The following is a 16,407-nucleotide window of genomic DNA, read 5'->3' as shown; positions in this document are numbered from 1 at the left end:
GACATCAAAAAGTGTAAACTAAATTTGACACAAGAGCAGAGGCGGGACCCATGGCCCAACCATTCCCATTCGCCGCCATCGTCGCGCAGGAGGACATGAAGAAGGCCCTCCTGATGGCCGCCGTCGAGCCTCTATTGGGTGGCGTCCTGATCTTCGGCGACCGCGGCACGGGAAAATCCACCGCTGTCCGCGCCCTGACCGAACTTCTTCCATCGATCGAGACCCGCGTCGGCTGCCGCTACAACTGCCTGCCGGCCGAGCCGCAATCCGCCTGCCCTGTCTGCAGTCAGGCAACCGGCCAGAAGCCGCCACCGATCGTCAAGCACCGTGCCCCGATGATCGATCTGCCGCTCGGCGCAACCGAAGACCGTGTCTGCGGTTCGCTCGATATCGAGAAGGCGCTTGTCGCCGGGGAGAAACACTTTGAACCCGGACTGCTCGCCGCAGCAAACCGCGGCTTCCTCTACATCGACGAAATCAACCTGCTCGAGGACCATCTGGTTGACCTTCTGCTCGATGCCGCAGCCTCCGGCGTCAATGTCGTTGAACGGGAAGGCCTGAGCATCCGCCACTCCGCCCGCTTCGTCCTCGTCGGCAGCGGCAATCCGGAAGAAGGCGATCTGCGTCCGCAACTGCTCGACCGCTTCGGTCTCTCGGTCGATGTCCGCACCATCGACGATCTCGAGCAACGCATCGAGGTCATCCGCCGCCGGGATGCCTATGAGACCGACCCGATCGCTTTCGGCAAGGCCTGGGCCAAACGCGATGCGGCGATCAGCCGTCGCGTGGTTGCCGCCCGCAAGATCCTGCGCCAGGTGGAGATCCCGGATCATGTGGTCATGCGCATGTCGCAGCTCTGTCTCCGGCTCGGCATCGACGGCATGCGTGGCGAACTGACCCTGATGCGTGCGAGCCGCGCGGCCGCAGCGCTCGCCGGCCGCAAATCCGTCACCTGGGACGACGTGGCCGACATCGCGCCGATGGTGCTCTGCCACCGCTTGAGACGCGATCCGCTCGACGATGCGGGCTCGACACCGAGGGTGGAGCGCGCTCTGGCGACAATCAGCGACAACCACGCTCATGGCTGAACTCGGGAGCCATGAAGCCTTTGAACAGGCGCTGGAGGCCCGGGCGAGCGAGCTCTGGAGCGACGCTCTGCTGGCCATCGAGCTTTTATCCGTGGGACACGCAGAGATCGGCGGCCTCTGGTTGAAGGCGCGCGCGGGCGGCGTACGCGACCTGTTTCTCGAACGGCTGCGAGAGCGTCTCGGAAGATCATGGCAACGCCTGCCGCCCGGAACATCCATGGCGAACCTGATAGGCGGTATTGATCTCGAAGCGACCGCCAGGCGCGGCTCCCTTGTGCGCCAACGGGGGCTGCTGGCGAGAGCCGAAGGCGGCGTGCTGCTGATCCCCATGGCCGAACGGCTCGACCCCGCAATCGCGGCACTCGTCGCCAAATCTATGGACGAGACAACCGAAGACGGCATCCTCGTTATCGCCCTCGATGAATCCCTGGAGGACGAAGCGCCATTGTCCGGTTTGATCGGTGACCGCCTTGCCCTTCGGGTCGATCTCGATGGCATCGGCTGGCACCATGTGGAGCGCTCGGCCGCGGAGGCGCCTGCTCCACTAAAGCCCGGGTTGGACTGGCGCGGCGTCGCGCTCGACGACCGGCTCTTGAAGGCTCTGGCGGCGCTTTCCTCAAACACGGGCCATCGCTCGACGCGAATTCTCGGCCATCTCGCCCGCACCGCGCGGCTGCTTGCCTTTCGGGAAGGTCGCAAGGCCGTCGCGGACCAGGATGTGCTGGGCGCCCTCCGCCTTTGCCTCGGCATCCGCCTCGTCCCCACCCACGAGCCGACGGAAGTCAAAACTCCGCCACCCGAAAACGGCACCGATCAATCATCCGAACCCGCATCCGCCGACGAGCCGGCGGGCCATGAGCCTCAATCCGCCACGACCACACCGGCGCAACTCGACAGCCTGACCGAAATGCTCGCCGCCGTTGAGGCCGGCACCCTCACCGCGGATCCCTGGCTCTCCATTTGTCTGCGCCCGACACGCAGTTCGGGGTCCGCCGGCAAATCCGGAGGCCTGCGCAAGAACGCGCGCCGGGGACGCCCCTTCGGCATTGGCCTCAGCCCCCCGCATCCGGAGGCGCGCCCAGACATTGTCGCAACGCTTCGCGCGGCAGCACCTTTCCAGAAGATCCGGGCTGCACAGCGCCTCGCGCTGTCCACACCTCAGCAGTCCCCCGGCTCGTCGGCTATGACACCGCGCGCCTATGTCACCCGCGATGATTTTCGCTACGTGCGTCTCCGCCACGCCGCCCCGTCGACCGCGATCTTTGTCGTCGATGCCTCCGGCTCCACTGCGCTCGAGCGCCTGGGCGAAACCAAGGGTGCCATCGAACAATTGCTGGCGCGTTGCTATGTCCGTCGCGACGAGGTGGCCCTGATCGCCTTCCGAGGCACAAGCGCCGAGCTGCTACTGCCTCCCACCCGCTCCCTGACCGCCGCCAAACGCAAGCTGGCCGGCCTTCCGGGCGGCGGCCCGACCCCGCTGGCATCTGGTTTGAAAGCCGGAATGGAACTGGCCCTGTCCGTCGAGCGCCGTGGCAGCAGCCCGGTTCTCGTGCTTCTGACGGATGGTAGCGGCAATATTGCTCTCGATGGCTCTCCCGACCGAGCGCTTGCGGCAGAAGAACTCACGCGATTGGCCGCGACCTGCAAGGCGCGTCAGACGCGGACGATCTGCATCGACATTGCCCGCCGTCCCCGCGAAAGCGTGACCAACCTTGCCCGCATGCTGGGCGCCGATTTGCATGTCCTGAAACAGGCCGATGCCGGACGCGTGTCCCTACTGGTCGACCGTTCCATGCAGGAGGCGCGCGCATGACCATGGGGCGCGAATGGCTGGACTGGGAAACGGATGGGCGCCAGTGGCCCCACCGCGAGGTGAGCCAATTCCTTCAGACCTCGTCTTTCAACTGGCATGTGCAGATCGCGGGCCCGGAAAACGCACCCATTATTCTCCTGCTCCACGGAACGGGCGCCGCCTCCCATTCCTGGCGGCATCTCCTTCCCCTTCTCTCGGGGCGGTTTCGAATTGTGGCGCCGGATCTGCCTTGTCACGGCTTCACCCGCCCACGCGGTCCTGCCGATCTGTCTCTCACCGGCATGGTGCGCGCATTGAGTGAGCTTGTGGCGAAGCTCGACCGTTGCCCCGCCGTCATCGTCGGACATTCGGCTGGCGCTGCGATCGCGGTCGCGCTGGCCGCGGATCAGGCCTCCTCCGTCCCCCGCCATGTCATCGGGATCAACGGCGCCTTCCTGCCCATCAGGGGCAACGCCCTCTTCTCGCCTCTCGCCAAGGCGCTGTTCGCCAATCCCTTTTCGGCTTCCATGTTTTCGCTGATGGCGCGCGCGACACCGCTGGGCGGCAACCTGCTCACAGCGACCGGCTCTTCCATCGATGAAGACGGCAAGGCCATCTACCGCATGCTGCTTGCGTCTCCCGCCCATGTTCGGGGCGCGCTCGGCATGATGGCAGCCTGGGACCTCAGCCGTTTCGACCAGATGCTGCGCCGCCTTCCCTTTCCAATGACCGTGATCGCCGCGCGGGACGACCCTATGGTCCCGATTGAAAACTCCCGCCATGCGGCACAGCAGGCGTCAGGCAGCCGCCTGATCCTCACCGAGCGGGGTGGTCATCTGCTGCACGAATGTCGGGCAGACGAAATCGCCCAATGGCTCGGCGAGGTTCTCGGAGATCAGAATTCGAACGGGGCGGACGCAGCATGAACATCGTGGGCCGCTTCTCCCGACCAAACCGCCAACCCGCCGACACAAGGCCGCATGCGGTCATCATCGGTGCCGGCGTTGGTGGCCTTGCGACGGGAGCCCTGCTCGGCGCAAAGGGCTATCGTGTCACCGTCCTTGATCCGCTCGATGAACCCGGTGGTCGCGCCTATGCCCACCGGCAGGACGGCTTCGTCTTCGACGCCGGACCAACGATCATCACGGCACCGTGGCTGTTCGAGAATCTCTGGCGCGATTGCGGCGGCCGCATGAGCGATGATGTGGAGCTCCGCCCCAATGCCCCCTTCTACCGCGTGCGCTTTGATGACGGCACGGTCTTCGATTATTCCGGCGACCGCGCTGCTATGGAAGAGCAGATCGCCCGGATAGAACCGCGTGATGTCGCCGGTTACCGCAGCTTCCTCGATGAAAGCCGCCGCATCTACGAGGTTGCCTTCGAGCAACTCGCCCACAAGCCCTTTCACAGTCTTCTGTTCACGGCAAAGACACTGGCCCGCCTCGTTCGGGTCGGTGGCTATCGCTCCGTCTATTCCGTTGTCTCCAAGCATTTCAGGAACGACAAGCTCAGAACCCTGTTTTCCTTCCATCCGCTGCTGATCGGCGGCAATCCCTTTTCCGCCACCTCCTTTTACTGCCTGATCGCGCATCTCGAGGGCAAATACGGCGTGCACCATGCCATCGGCGGCACCAATGCACTCGTGCGCGGGATTGCCTCGCTGGTTACCCGGAACGGCGGTCGCATCAGGCTGAACGAACAGGTCGTCGAAATCGAGACCGAGGGTCGCAGGGCGACGGGCGTCCGGCTGGCCTCGGGCGAGAAGATTGCGGCTGATATCGTGGTTTCGAACGCCGATCCCGCAACCACCTATGGCCACCTGCTGAAAGCCCATCCGCGGCGCCGCTGGACGGACGCCAAGCTTGCCCGCGGCGACTACTCCATGAGCCTCTTCGTCTGGTACTTCGGCACCAACAGACGCTACGACGATGTCCTGCACCACACCATGCTATTCGGACCGCGTTACAAGGGACTGCTCGACGACATCTTCCGCAGCCAGCGGCTTGCCGAAGATTTCAGCCTCTATCTGCATCGCCCGACGGCAAGCGATCCGTCGCTCGCGCCACCCGGCTGCGATGCTTTTTACGTACTGAGCCCGGTGCCCAACCTGCAAAGCGGGACAGACTGGTCAGCGGCGGCCGAACGCTATCGCCGCAAGATCGAAAAGCGCCTTGAAGACACCATCCTGCCGGACCTCTCGCGCCATATCGTGACGTCGAGGATCGCAACACCGGTCGACTTCCGGGACCGCCTGCTGTCCTGGCAGGGGGCCGCCTTTGCTCTTGAGCCGAAACTCTTCCAAAGCGCCTGGTTCCGCCCGCACAACAAGAGCGAAGAGCTGGAGAACCTTTATCTCTGCGGCGCAGGCACCCATCCGGGGGCGGGCTTGCCGGGCGTTGTCTCCTCGGCACGCATCGTCGCCGATCTGGTGCCAGATCCGGCAACCATCCTGTCGGGACAATGGCAGGAACAGGCATGGCGGGAGCGGCCTCAATGACATCAGATACGACCCAGTACCCCATGTTTGCGCGCCCGCTGAGTGAACGCCCCATTGCGCTCAACTATGGCTTTTCCGGTGCCCATGAGGATGAGAAAGCCTGCTCGGACGCCATCCGGCGCGGCTCACGGTCGTTTCATCTGGCGTCGCTGCTTCTTCCGTCGCCCACGCGCCAGGCTGCCCGGGCCCTTTATGCCTTCTGCCGCCATTCGGACGACCTGATAGACGACCCGAAAAGCGGCATGCCGGCCCTGCTCCGACTGAGGCAACGGCTGGACCTCATCTATGCCGGGGATCCGGCTCCCTATTCCTGCGATCGCGCCTTTGCGCGGGTGGTGCGAGCATCAGATCCCCAAGCCGGTTGTCGACGCGCTGCTCGACGGCTTCGCCATGGATCTCGACGGCCGCCGCCACGAGACAATCGAGGATGTGAAGGCGTATGCGACCTGCGTGGCCTCGAGCGTCGGGTTGATGATGGCCTGCGTGATGGGCGTTCGCGACAGGGCGGCCCTCGCACGGGCGGCCGATCTCGGCATTGCCATGCAGCTGACCAACATCGCCCGCGACGTCGGCGAGGATGCCCGGAACGGCAGGCTCTACCTGCCGCTCGAATGGCTCGTCGAATACGGGATCGATCCCGCCGCCTTCCTGCGAAATCCGCGCCATTCGGATGCGCTGGGCGCAGTTGTCCAGCGTCTGCTGGCGGAGGCCGCGCGCCACTACCGGCTCGGCCATGCCGGCATCCCATGTCTGCCGAGATCATGCCGCCACGCCATTCGCACGGCAGCACTGGTTTACGAAGCAATCGGCGAGGAAATCGCCGCCAACGGCTATGACAGCGTCTCGAAACGCGCGAGCACCGGCCTGGCAAGGAAGATCGGCCTGCTGATCCGCGCGCGCGGCGAGGACGTAAGGTGGACAGCCACATCCGCACGTGACCTTCATGCATCGACGGAAGTCGTTGCACGTGATCTGGTCGGCCTGAGCGGCACGGATAAAGAGGCCGAACCCATGCAGGCAATAGCTTCCGAAACCGCGCAGAATGCCAGGATCGGACGCGTGACCGAGATCCTCATTCGGCTGCATGAAGACGCCCGCGTCGTGGCACGTGAGCGGCGCCGGGCGGCGCGGGAAAGGGTGGCGAGCCTTGCTTGAGCACTATTTCGGGATCATCGAAGCGATCTTCGTCTTCAGCCTCGCCATTGCCTTTTACGTCTGGCAGATGCGCGACCTCAAGAAGGAAAAGCTCAAGGCAGAGGCCCGCGCCCGAGAGGCCGAACGGCCGCAGCAACGCAACACGGACGCAAGCTAGGCTCGACGCGGCATGCGAAACGGCAACATCAGCCTGACCAGCGGCATTGCGAGCCGTCGACAATCCAGTGTCTCGTGCATCATCGAAACATGGTCGCCGGAGATCCGTGTCTCGATGAGGGAGCGGCGATAAAACGGCGTGTCTTCATAGATATTGCGCAGGTAGGGCGACGCAGTCTCGTCGCAGGCAATACCGCCGCCCACCCCCCAGAACCCGCGCTTCAGTGCCCGCCGGACGGGCGGCTCGAAGAGCGAAAACGCGCCTTGGCCATCGTAGCGCAAACCGAAGCGGGGGTTCTCCCCGCTCGCGAGGACGGAATCGTAGACCACGACGGTCCGCCCGTCCGCGGTCTTGCCCCGCGTCCAGTCCCAGCCCCTGAAGTCCTCTTCCAACGGCCGGCTACCTGAGTTCATGTCGTGATAGCCCTCACCCGACCATCCGCCTCCCGGCAGTGAATCGCAGGTCAGCTTCACGCGACCGGAGGGAGCGACGGGCTGCCAGAGATGAGCCCCGTCTTTGTCGAGTTCGAACGCCTGTTCGCCCACAAAGTCTGGCGTCAAGTGGATCTCGCCGCGCATGCGCTTCGGCACCCATCGCTGCCCTGGCCATGGCAGGAAGACTTCGTCGAAGGTGACGACCAATCCCGCATCGTCATAGCGCAGGGAACTCTCGCCGATCCGCAACTGCGAAGGGTTTCGATGGAGACGTCGAGCCGAACGCTCCGTCATGGCCCAGGCATGTCCATCGGGCCCATAAAGCGCGACATTGAAAGCCACGTGGTTTTCGGGGTTTGTTCGACCCGCCCAGTGATAATAGGGGGAGAAGACAGAGCCGACGAAGGCGATTACCGTGAAGGCGAAGCGCCCGCAGTCGCTCGTCCCGTCGATGTACCACCAGTGATAGCCACCGGCCGCGACCGTCTGGTCGAAGGCCGGTCCGCCATCAACTGTTCGGCTGCGAGTTTGCCCGAGAGCGCTGCCATCGGCAGGCCCGGCCCCGGATGTACGCTGCCCCCCGCGAGATAAAGTCCCGGCACCGGCCCCTGCGATCCCGGCCGGGCGAAGGACGCCATCCACCCGTGCGACGCCATCCCGTAAAGGGCGCCGCCCGTCCCCGGATAAAGGCTCGCGAACCGGTCCGGTGTCGTGATGTCCGCAGAAGTCGGGTTGAGCGAAAGCTCGAGACCGTTCAGGTCCAACCGGTGTTCCATGCTCTTCAGACATGCGCTGACCTCGCTTTCATGGAAACGACGGCGATCGCCGTCTGCCGGAAGGTTCATCAAGGCATAGATGCGCTCGGCCCCCGCATGGCCTACTGGCAAGCGACCGGCGCTATCGCGATCCTGCGCGCAGAGATAGACGGTCGGGTCGGCGGGCGCCTCGCGCCGCTTGAAGATGGCATCAAACTCGCGCTCGTAATCCTCGGAAAAGAAGACCGTGTGGTGGGCGATAGGGACGCCAGCAGGTTCCGACAGGCTGCACGAGACCAGAGCCGAAAGCGATCGCTGTGCCTGCACACGCGCCAAATCGGGCGGGGGAGCACCGATCAGCCGCGGAAGCGCTGCAACGTCCCCATTGTAGATGATCTGCCGCGTATCGAGCCGGCGGCCGCTGCGCGTCACAACCCCACAGACACCCCGCCGGTAGGGATCGATGGTTATTTCGTTGACGGCATCGCCGTAGCGAAATTCGACGCCGAGCTCGACTGCTAGACCTTCGAGCCTCTGCGCAAGCGCCCGTATGCCACCTTCCACGGTCCAGACACCCTCCTGCTCCACGTGGGCGACAAGCATCAGCGTCGCGGGAGAGAGGTAGGGAGAAGAGCCGCAATAGGTCGCGTATCGCGCAAAGAGCTGCCGCAGCCGGACATCGGCAAAGTAACTGCCGAGCGCCGACCAGAGCGTGGCAAACGGCTTGATCGAAAGAAGCGCGCCAGGACGGGCAAGTCCGATCCGGCGGGAGAGCGAGACGGGATTAGGGCGGGACGCATCGATGAAGCTGTCCTTCAAGACCTCGTAGGTTCGGCGACTGTCGGCTGCAAAGCGCCGGTAACCTTCAGCCTCTCGCTGACCGGCAAAGTCGCTGATCGCGCGCAGCGTTTCCTGCTGATCTGCATGGAGATCGAGCGCTGCACCGCCGCGCCAATAGTGTCTGGCGATCACAGATGATGGTGTGAGCGCGAGTTCCTGATCGATCGAACGACCCCCAGCAGCAAACAGCGCGTCGAAGACCCATTTCATCGTGAGAACCGTGGGACCGGCATCGAAGCTTTGCCCGCCGACCTCCACACGCCGCATTTTTCCGCCGGCCTCGGCCTGCGCCTCCAGAACGACCACACAATAACCCGCAGCTGCGAGCCGCACGGCGGCCGCAAGCCCTGCCATGCCGGCGCCGATCACCGCAACGCTATCATCGCTCGTGACGGCCAACTTCCTCTCCTGTGCCGGTTGACTTAACCGCGACTTGTGTCAATCTGAGTTTACACATTATTCAGTTGTCTGGAATTTACAACTGCGCATTCTCTGGAGGTGAGCCTTATGGATTTCCCCGAGCGCATAGAAGCCGGCATGCAGCGTGCCCTGCGTTACGCGACCGCCAATGGATGTCCGCCCATCCTGGCCAAAGCCCTGCGGCATGCAGTGTTTCCCGGTGGTGCGCGCATAAGGCCTCGCCTCTGTCTCGCGGTCGCCGCAGCCTGCGGCGACCGCGAACCTCTTGCAGCAGACAGCGCTGCGGTCGCGATCGAACTTCTGCATTGCGCCTCGCTCGTGCATGACGACATGCCCTGCTTCGACAATGCCATGACGAGACGCGGTGCACCCAGCGTGCACGCCCAGTTCGGCGAAGAAATCGCCCTCCTGGTCGGAGACGGCCTGATCATCGCAGCCTTCGAGACGATTGCGCGGGAAACGCAGCAGACCCCGCTCCTGACCGCCCCCATGATCACAACGATCGCCAAGGCCGTCGGAAGCCCCTACGGCCTCGTTGCCGGACAGGCATGGGAGAGCGAGCCCGAAATCAACATCGCCGCCTATCATCGGGCAAAGACCGCATCGCTCTTCAGTGGCGCCGTCTCGACCGGCGCCATCGCCTCGGGTGGCAACCCGCGCGAATGGCTGGTTCTGGCCGACGCACTGGGAGCCGCGTATCAGGTGGCTGACGACCTCTATGACGCCGTCGGGCAATCCGACGCCGGCAAGCCTGCCGGGCAGGACAGCCGCAACGGCAAACCCAACATCGTCGCCAGCATTGGGCTGGAGGCGGCCCTCGCCCGGCTGAAACGTCTCGTAGCTGAGGCGGTCGACAGCGTTCCCGACTGCCCAGGTGCTGAAGGCTTTCGCGCCATGATCCGCAACGAAGCGACGCGGCTGATGCCGAAGACGCTCGCAACCAGCGCGGCCTGAGGCCATGGATACCGGCGGCCGAGGCTTGGGCGCAAGACCGCCCCTGCTCGCCGCCGCGGAGCCGCTGCAACCGGCGCCCGGTTTCTTCGGTAACATCGCGATCAGATTTCGGCTCTGGCGCAACCGACAGATCGCTTCATCCCGCTTCAGGGCCCTCGTCGCAAGCCTGCCGTTGCTCCGCCGGGTCGCAAACGGCAAGGCCAACGAGCTTTTTCGTCTGACGACCGGCTTCGTCCACACCCAGATCCTCTCGGCCTGTGTTCGCGCCGGCCTCTTCGGGGCTCTTGATGCTCGCGCCCTCTCCACGGCCGACCTTGCCGCAAGATGCGGGATGCCGGTGGAATCCATGCGGCGCCTGCTCTCTCTCGCGCTGCGACTGGATCTTCTGGTGCGCGCCGGCCCTGACACTTGGATGCTCTCCGACACTGGAACCGTGCTTGCCGTGGATCGCGGTCTGCGCGAGATGATCAGGCATCACGACATGCTCTATCGCGACCTCGCCGACGCCGAAGCCTTCTTCGGCGGCAAGACGGGCGAGACCGAGCTTCGCCGATATTGGGCCTATGTCCGGGGCGGCAATCCAACCGAGATCGCAAACGAGGAGGCAGCCCCCTACTCTGCCTTGATGCGTGAGAGCCAGGCAATGCTCGCGGACTGCATCCTTGCCTCGCATGATTTCGGCCGATACCGCTCAGTTCTCGATATCGGCGGAGGAGAAGGCGCTTTCCTCGGCGCGCTCGGAGAGCAGTATCCAGAGCCGCGGCTCGCGCTCTTCGATCTGCCTGCCGTGGTCGAGCTCGCGGCGCGCCATCTTCGTGACCGCGGCTTGTCCGAGAGCTCTACCCTATGGTCCGGGGACTTCACCGCCGACCCAATCCCGGCCGACAACGATTGCGTGACCCTGATCCGCATCCTCTGCGATCACGACGACGATCGAGTTCTGAAACTCTTGTCCAATCTCCACCGCCATCTGCGCCCGGGCACGGATCTTGTCGTTGCAGAGGCCATGGCAGGCGACAGCGAGGGGGCAAACCTCGCGGCGATCTACTTCGACACCTACTTCGCCGCCATGGGCTCCGGACGCTGCCGGACAGCTTCCGAAATCGAAGGCCTGCTCAGCCGCAGCGGTTTCCTGCAAGCGCGGATAATCACCACGACCAACCCGCTATTGGCCGGCATGATCGTCGCGACGCGATGAATGAGCAGTGATCTCAACAGCCATCTGTGTAAATATAGATTGACACTTTGTAACGTAATCTTAAGATGACATTAGGGAGCAGCAGGCATCCCGTGTCCGGGGAGGGCACGACAATGCGCAGTGCAGCCATCGTCTTTGAAAAACCGGGAGCGCTCGCCGTCAGGCGTCTGGCGCTGAATGCGCCCGATACCGCGGACGTGGTTGTCGCTTCGCATTTCAGCGGGGTCTCTAGCGGAACCGAGAAGATGCTCTATGAAGGCACCATGCCCACCTTCCCGGGCATGCGTTATCCTCTGGTACCTGGTTACGAGACCGTCGGCACCGTCGTCGAAGCCGGTGCCACCTCCGGCCGCTCGGTCGGCGATCAGGTCTTCGTGCCCGGCGCAAATTGTTATGCGGATGCCGCAGGCCTCTTCGGCGCGAGCGCTGCCACGCTCGTCGTCCCCGGCGCCCGCACGGTCAAGACCCGGTTCGAACGGGAAGAAGAGGCGGCCCTCCTCGCTCTGGCCGCAACCGCGCATCACGCCGTTTGTCGCTCGCCCCGGGCTGCATCGCTGGTCATCGGCCACGGCGTCCTTGGGCGCCTGATCGCCCGCATCATTCTCGCCACCGGCAATCCGCCACCGACAGTCTGGGAAACCCGGGACGTCCGCCGCGCCGGTGCACAAGGTTACACGGTTACCGCGCCAGAGGCTGACCGCGATCTGCGCCACGACGTGATCATCGATGCCAGCGGCGACGCCGGGGTCATCGACCAGGCTATCGGAAGGCTCAATCGCGGCGGCGAACTCGTGCTTGCGGGTTTCTACGGCGAGCGCGTCCATTTTGCCTTCCCGGCCGCCTTCATGAAGGAAGCCTCGATCGCGATTGCCGCGGAGTTCACGCCGACCGACGTCCAGGCGGTCCTAAACCTCGTCGATCAGGGCCGCCTCTCGCTCCACGGTCTGATTACGCACTTTGCCGCCCCGGCCGACGCAGCATCTGCCTACCGGACGGCCTTCAACGACCCAGACTGCCTGAAGATGATCATCGACTGGAGGAATGCCGCATGAGCCTCGACCTCGCACAAGACGGACTGGAGCGCCTGCAGGAAAACCTCCGCGATGAAGCCGCCATCGAACCCGATGCGCCGGCGACCGGCAAGGTCACCAAGGAAACGCAGATCATCGCGATCTACGGCAAGGGCGGCATCGGCAAGAGCTTCACGCTCGCCAACCTCTCCTACATGCTGGCCCAGCTCGGCAAGAAAGTGCTTCTGATCGGCTGCGATCCGAAGAGCGATACGACCTCGTTGCTCTTCGGCGGCCGCGCCTGCCCGACCATCATCCAGACGGCCTCGCGCCGCAAGGAAGCCGGCCAGGAAGTGTCAATTTCCGATGTCTGCTTCAAGCGTGACGGCGTCTTCGCCATGGAGCTCGGCGGACCGGAAGTCGGCCGCGGTTGCGGCGGGCGCGGCATCATCCACGGCTTCGAAACCCTGGAGAAGCTCGGCTTCCACGACTGGGATTTCGACTATGTCCTCCTCGACTTCCTCGGCGACGTGGTCTGCGGTGGCTTCGGCCTGCCGATCGCCCGCGACATGTGTCAAAAGGTCGTTGTCGTCGGTTCCAACGACTTGCAGTCGCTCTATGTCGCCAACAATGTCTGCTCGGCGGTAAAATACTTCCGCAATCTCGGCGGCAATGTCGGCGTGGCCGGCCTCGTCATCAACAAGGACGACGGCACCGGCGAAGCCCAGGCCTTTGCCGAGGCCGTCGGCATCCCCGTTCTGGCCTCGATCCCGCAGCACGAGGATATCCGCCGCAAGAGTGCGAATTACCAGATCATCGGCACCCCTGACAGCCAGTGGGGTCCGCTCTTCGAAGCGCTCTCGATCAATCTTGCCGAAGCGCCCCCGGTCCTCCCCCGACCGCTCGACCAGGATGGCCTGCTTGGCCTCTTCGACGCGAGCGAAACAGGTGCCGATTACAAACTCCAGCCAGCCTTGCCGGAAGACATGTGCGCCTCGGGTGCGCTGAAACGGCCATCGCTGGAAGTCGTCTACGACAACGTGTGAGATCGGGTGAAGACAATGGATGACCTGCGCAAGGAATTCGAGCCGGACGACGCCAGCGGGACTTCACCCGTTGGCAGCGATACCGCCGTCCTTGCAGACGGCGTGGCCGGAGACACAAACGGCGTCGGCTGCCATGGCGGCGTCGAGCTTTCCAAGGCTGCGGCCCGCGCCGCCGGTCAAGGCGAATTGATGGACCGCTTTGAGGCGGACTACCCCAAGGGTCCGCACGATCAGCCGCAATCCATGTGCCCCGCCTTCGGCTCGCTGCGCGTTGGCCTTCGCATGCGTCGTGTCGGCACGATCCTCTCGGGCTCGGCCTGCTGCGTCTACGGCCTGACCTTCACTTCGCATTTCTACGGCGCCAAGCGCTCGGTCGGCTATGTGCCCTTCAGTTCGGAAACGCTGGTCACTGGCAAACTTTACGAGGACATCGTCGAGGCCGTGCATCAGATGGCCGATCCCGAAAAATTCGATGCCGTCGTGGTCACCAACCTCTGTGTCCCCACCGCCTCGGGCGTGCCACTCAAGATGTTGCCGCGTGAGATCGACGGCGTGCGCATCGTCGGCATCGACGTCCCCGGCTTCGGGGTCCCGACCCACGCGGAAGCCAAGGATGTGCTTTCGGGCGCCATGCTCGCCTATGCCCGCCAGGAAATCGGCGAAGGCCCGGTCCAGCGTCCGCGCGGTGGCCTGAAGGACAGGCCGACGGTCACCCTGCTGGGCGAAATGTTCCCGGTCGACCCGGTCGTCATCGGCGGCATGCTGGAGCCCATGGGCCTTGCGGCCGGCCCCACCGTCCCTGTCCGGGAATGGCGCGAACTCTATTTCGCTCTCGACTGCGCCGCTGTGGCCGCGATCCATCCGTTTTACACCGCCAGCATACGCGAATTTCAGGCCGCCGGGCGCCCGATCGTCGGATCCGCCCCCGTCGGTGTCGACGGTACCGATGCCTGGCTGAAAGCGATCGGCGACAGCTGCGGCGTGGCAGCAGAGAAGACCAATATCAGCCGCAACGCCATGCGCGGCGCAATCAAGGCGGCCCTCGTCGATCACAAGATCAAGGGTCGCATCACGCTCTCGGGCTATGAGGGTTCCGAACTCCTGGTCGCTCGCCTTCTGGTCGAACTCGGCGCAGACCTGCGTTACGTCGGCACCGCCTGTCCGAAGACGCCTTACAACAGCGAGGATGCCGACTGGCTGTCCGCCCATGGCGTGGAACTCCGCTTCCGCGCCTCGCTGGAGCAGGATCTTGCCGCCTTCCATGAGTTCAAGCCGGACCTCGCCATCGGCACGACCCCTATCGTGCAAAAGGCGAAGGAGAGCGCCACCCCCGCCCTCTATTTCACCAATCTGATCTCCGCCCGCCCCCTGATGGGTCCGGCTGGCGTCGCCTCGCTGCCAGCCGTCATCAATGCAGCGATCGGCAACAAGGAACGCTTCCTCGCCATGAACGCCTTCTTCGACGGTGTCGGCTCCGGCGACAGTGCCGGCATCTGGGAAACCGTCCCGGAAGACCGCAGCGCGTATCGCAAGAAGTTCGCGGCCAAGGTCAAGCAGTCCCGCAACGCCGTCGACAATGGGGAGAGCGTCGGATGCTGATCCTCGACCACGACAGAGCTGGCGGTTACTGGGGCAGCGTCTATGCCTTCACCGCGATCAAGGGCCTCCAGGTCATCATCGACGGCCCCGTTGGCTGCGAGAACCTGCCCGTCACTTCGGTCCTGCACTACACCGACGCCCTGCCCCCGCACGAACTGCCGATCGTCGTCTCCGGCCTTTCGGAAGACGAACTGGGCCAGCACGGCACGGAGGGCGCGATGAAGCGGGCCCGTCTCGCGCTCGATCCGGACCTGCCGGCCGTCGTCGTCACCGGCTCGATCGCCGAGATGATCGGTGGTGGCGTGACGCCGGAGGGATCCAATATCGTCCGCTTCCTGCCGCGCACGATCGACGAAGACCAGTGGCAGAGCGCTGACCGCGCGCTGAAATGGCTCTGGACCGAATTCGGTCCGAAGGGCGGCAAGGTGCCGGCACCGCGTCGCCGACCGGAAGGCGCCAAGCCCCGTGTCAACATCATCGGTCCGATCTACGGCACCTACAACATGCCCTCGGATCTTGCCGAGATCCGCCGTCTCGTTGAAGGACTGGGCGCCGAGATCAACATGGTCTTCCCGCTGGGCAGCCACCTTGAAGACGTGCGCAAGCTCGCCGATGCCGATGCCAATGTCTGTCTCTACCGCGAATTCGGCCGCCTGCTCTGCGAGGCGCTGGACCGCCCCTATCTGCAGGCCCCGATCGGCATCCATTCGACCACCGCCTTCCTGCGTGAACTCGGCGGCATGCTGGGTCTCGATCCGGAGCCTTTTATCCAGAAGGAAAAGCACACAACGCTGAAACCGCTTTGGGATCTCTGGCGCTCGGTCACCCAGGATTTCTTCGCCACAGCAAGCTTCGCGATCGTCGCCAACGAGACCTATGTGCGCGGCATCCGCAACTTCCTCGAGGAAGAAATGGGGCTGCCCTGCAACTTCGCGATCCCGCGCAAGGCAGGAGCGAAGACGGACAATATCGAGGTTGCGGACCTCACTGCGAAGAAGCCGCCGATGATCATGTTCGGCTCGTTCAACGAGCGCATGTACATGGCCGAGCGCGGCGCCCGCGGCAAGTTCGTGCAGCTCTCCTATCCCGGCGCCATCGTCCGCCGCCATCCCGGCACGCCGGTCATGGGCTATTCGGGCGCGGCCTGGCTGATCCAGGAAGTCTGCAACGCACTCTTCGACATGCTGTTCGACATCCTGCCGCGTGCCGGCGAGCTTGACGCGATTGAAGCGACGACAGCCCGTCCGCGCAGCGAAATGGCCTGGCAGTCCGATGCCCAGGCATCGCTCGAAACATTCATCGGCAACGAGCCCGTGCTAGTGCGCATCTCCGCCGCCAAGCGGCTCAGGGAAGCGGCGGAACGCGAGGCGCGCCGGGCCGAAGACCACGAAGTTACCCGACAGCATGTCGAGACGGCTGCCCGCCTTGAGGGAGCCTACGCATGAATGCCGGAACGAGACCC

Annotated in this window: 13 protein-coding genes and 1 pseudogene; 12 read left to right on the top strand and 2 right to left on the bottom strand. The window is 64.3% G+C overall.

Annotated features, from left to right (window positions below):
• Window positions 1-50 precede the first annotated feature (50 nt).
• The 6 genes and pseudogenes from bchI to FAA86_RS24470 all read left to right on the top strand — a co-directional run bounded on the left by bchI (window position 51) and on the right by FAA86_RS24470 (window position 6,689).
• Window positions 51-1,088 carry a magnesium chelatase ATPase subunit I gene (bchI, locus tag FAA86_RS00545; RefSeq protein WP_136537897.1) on the top strand — a complete coding sequence of 346 codons (1,038 nt, stop codon included), beginning with the start codon at window positions 51-53 and terminating at the stop codon, window positions 1,086-1,088.
• Window positions 1,081-2,901: a VWA domain-containing protein gene (locus FAA86_RS00540; protein WP_167494846.1), complete on the top strand. Its 1,821-nt coding sequence runs from the start codon at window positions 1,081-1,083 to the stop codon at window positions 2,899-2,901. The genes bchI and FAA86_RS00540 overlap by 8 nt, the downstream gene beginning before the upstream one ends.
• On the top strand, window positions 2,898-3,806 hold the full coding sequence (gene bchO, locus FAA86_RS00535) for an alpha/beta fold hydrolase BchO (protein ID WP_136537895.1): 909 nt from the start codon (window positions 2,898-2,900) through the stop codon (window positions 3,804-3,806). Before FAA86_RS00540 ends, bchO begins: the two co-directional genes overlap by 4 nt.
• Window positions 3,803-5,377, top strand: a complete 1,575-nt coding sequence (locus FAA86_RS00530) for a phytoene desaturase (RefSeq protein WP_136537894.1) — start codon at window positions 3,803-3,805, stop codon at window positions 5,375-5,377. The genes bchO and FAA86_RS00530 overlap by 4 nt, the downstream gene beginning before the upstream one ends.
• Window positions 5,341-6,532: pseudogene (locus tag FAA86_RS00525) on the top strand (phytoene/squalene synthase family protein). The gene FAA86_RS00530 and the pseudogene FAA86_RS00525 overlap by 37 nt, the downstream one beginning before the upstream one ends.
• Window positions 6,525-6,689, top strand: coding sequence for a hypothetical protein (locus tag FAA86_RS24470; protein ID WP_167494845.1), 165 nt, complete (start codon window positions 6,525-6,527; stop codon window positions 6,687-6,689). Before FAA86_RS00525 ends, FAA86_RS24470 begins: the two are co-directional and overlap by 8 nt.
• On the opposite strand, the gene FAA86_RS00520 is transcribed toward FAA86_RS24470, so the two are convergent.
• Together FAA86_RS00520 and crtD are read right to left on the bottom strand one after the other, a co-directional pair.
• Window positions 6,686-7,417: a carotenoid 1,2-hydratase gene (locus FAA86_RS00520; protein WP_210309857.1), complete on the bottom strand. Its 732-nt coding sequence runs from the start codon at window positions 7,415-7,417 to the stop codon at window positions 6,686-6,688. The genes FAA86_RS24470 and FAA86_RS00520 overlap by 4 nt on opposite strands.
• Window positions 7,418-7,533: 116 nt before the next feature.
• On the bottom strand, window positions 7,534-9,117 hold the full coding sequence (gene crtD, locus FAA86_RS00515; RefSeq protein WP_136537893.1) for a 1-hydroxycarotenoid 3,4-desaturase CrtD: 1,584 nt from the start codon (window positions 9,115-9,117) through the stop codon (window positions 7,534-7,536).
• Between the two features lie 108 nt (window positions 9,118-9,225).
• Here crtD and FAA86_RS00510 point away from each other — a divergent pair, with 108 nt between their 5' ends.
• The 6 genes from FAA86_RS00510 to bchZ all read left to right on the top strand — a co-directional run bounded on the left by FAA86_RS00510 (window position 9,226) and on the right by bchZ (window position 16,390).
• Window positions 9,226-10,092, top strand: a complete 867-nt coding sequence (locus FAA86_RS00510; protein WP_136537892.1) for a polyprenyl synthetase family protein — start codon at window positions 9,226-9,228, stop codon at window positions 10,090-10,092.
• Window positions 10,093-10,117: 25 nt separating this feature from the next.
• Entirely contained in the window at window positions 10,118-11,290 is a 1,173-nt protein-coding gene (locus FAA86_RS00505; protein ID WP_246034965.1) for a methyltransferase, read from the top strand.
• 113 nt (window positions 11,291-11,403) lie between these two features.
• Window positions 11,404-12,342, top strand: a complete 939-nt coding sequence (bchC, locus tag FAA86_RS00500; RefSeq protein WP_136537890.1) for a chlorophyll synthesis pathway protein BchC — start codon at window positions 11,404-11,406, stop codon at window positions 12,340-12,342.
• The gene (locus tag FAA86_RS00495) at window positions 12,339-13,346 is read left to right on the top strand and encodes a chlorophyllide a reductase iron protein subunit X (protein ID WP_136537889.1); all 1,008 of its coding nucleotides are present in this window, start codon (window positions 12,339-12,341) and stop codon (window positions 13,344-13,346) included. Before bchC ends, FAA86_RS00495 begins: the two co-directional genes overlap by 4 nt.
• A 15-nt stretch (window positions 13,347-13,361) precedes the next feature.
• Window positions 13,362-14,945 carry a chlorophyllide a reductase subunit Y gene (gene bchY, locus FAA86_RS00490; protein WP_136537888.1) on the top strand — a complete coding sequence of 528 codons (1,584 nt, stop codon included), beginning with the start codon at window positions 13,362-13,364 and terminating at the stop codon, window positions 14,943-14,945.
• Entirely contained in the window at window positions 14,939-16,390 is a 1,452-nt protein-coding gene (bchZ, locus tag FAA86_RS00485) for a chlorophyllide a reductase subunit Z (protein WP_136537887.1), read from the top strand. The genes bchY and bchZ overlap by 7 nt, the downstream gene beginning before the upstream one ends.
• Window positions 16,391-16,407 lie beyond the last annotated feature (17 nt).

Source organism: Rhizobium rosettiformans W3, assembly GCF_004912135.1.
Lineage (GTDB): Bacteria > Pseudomonadota > Alphaproteobacteria > Rhizobiales > Rhizobiaceae > Allorhizobium > Allorhizobium rosettiformans.
This window is presented reverse-complemented; position numbering and strand designations above follow the sequence as displayed.

What these genes read in the sequence shown, in the direction of transcription:
- bchI (WP_136537897.1), top strand. Translation starts at nt 51, where the DNA reads ATGGCCCAACCATTCCCATTCGCCGCCATCGTCGCGCAGGAGGACATG.
- FAA86_RS00530 (WP_136537894.1), top strand. Translation starts at nt 3,803, where the DNA reads ATGAACATCGTGGGCCGCTTCTCCCGACCAAACCGCCAACCCGCCGAC.
- bchZ (WP_136537887.1), top strand. Translation starts at nt 14,939, where the DNA reads ATGCTGATCCTCGACCACGACAGAGCTGGCGGTTACTGGGGCAGCGTC.
- bchC (WP_136537890.1), top strand. Translation starts at nt 11,404, where the DNA reads ATGCGCAGTGCAGCCATCGTCTTTGAAAAACCGGGAGCGCTCGCCGTC.
- FAA86_RS00495 (WP_136537889.1), top strand. Translation starts at nt 12,339, where the DNA reads ATGAGCCTCGACCTCGCACAAGACGGACTGGAGCGCCTGCAGGAAAAC.
- FAA86_RS00520 (WP_210309857.1), bottom strand. Translation starts at nt 7,417, where the DNA reads ATGACGGAGCGTTCGGCTCGACGTCTCCATCGAAACCCTTCGCAGTTG.
- FAA86_RS00510 (WP_136537892.1), top strand. Translation starts at nt 9,226, where the DNA reads ATGGATTTCCCCGAGCGCATAGAAGCCGGCATGCAGCGTGCCCTGCGT.
- bchO (WP_136537895.1), top strand. Translation starts at nt 2,898, where the DNA reads ATGACCATGGGGCGCGAATGGCTGGACTGGGAAACGGATGGGCGCCAG.
- bchY (WP_136537888.1), top strand. Translation starts at nt 13,362, where the DNA reads ATGGATGACCTGCGCAAGGAATTCGAGCCGGACGACGCCAGCGGGACT.
- FAA86_RS00540 (WP_167494846.1), top strand. Translation starts at nt 1,081, where the DNA reads ATGGCTGAACTCGGGAGCCATGAAGCCTTTGAACAGGCGCTGGAGGCC.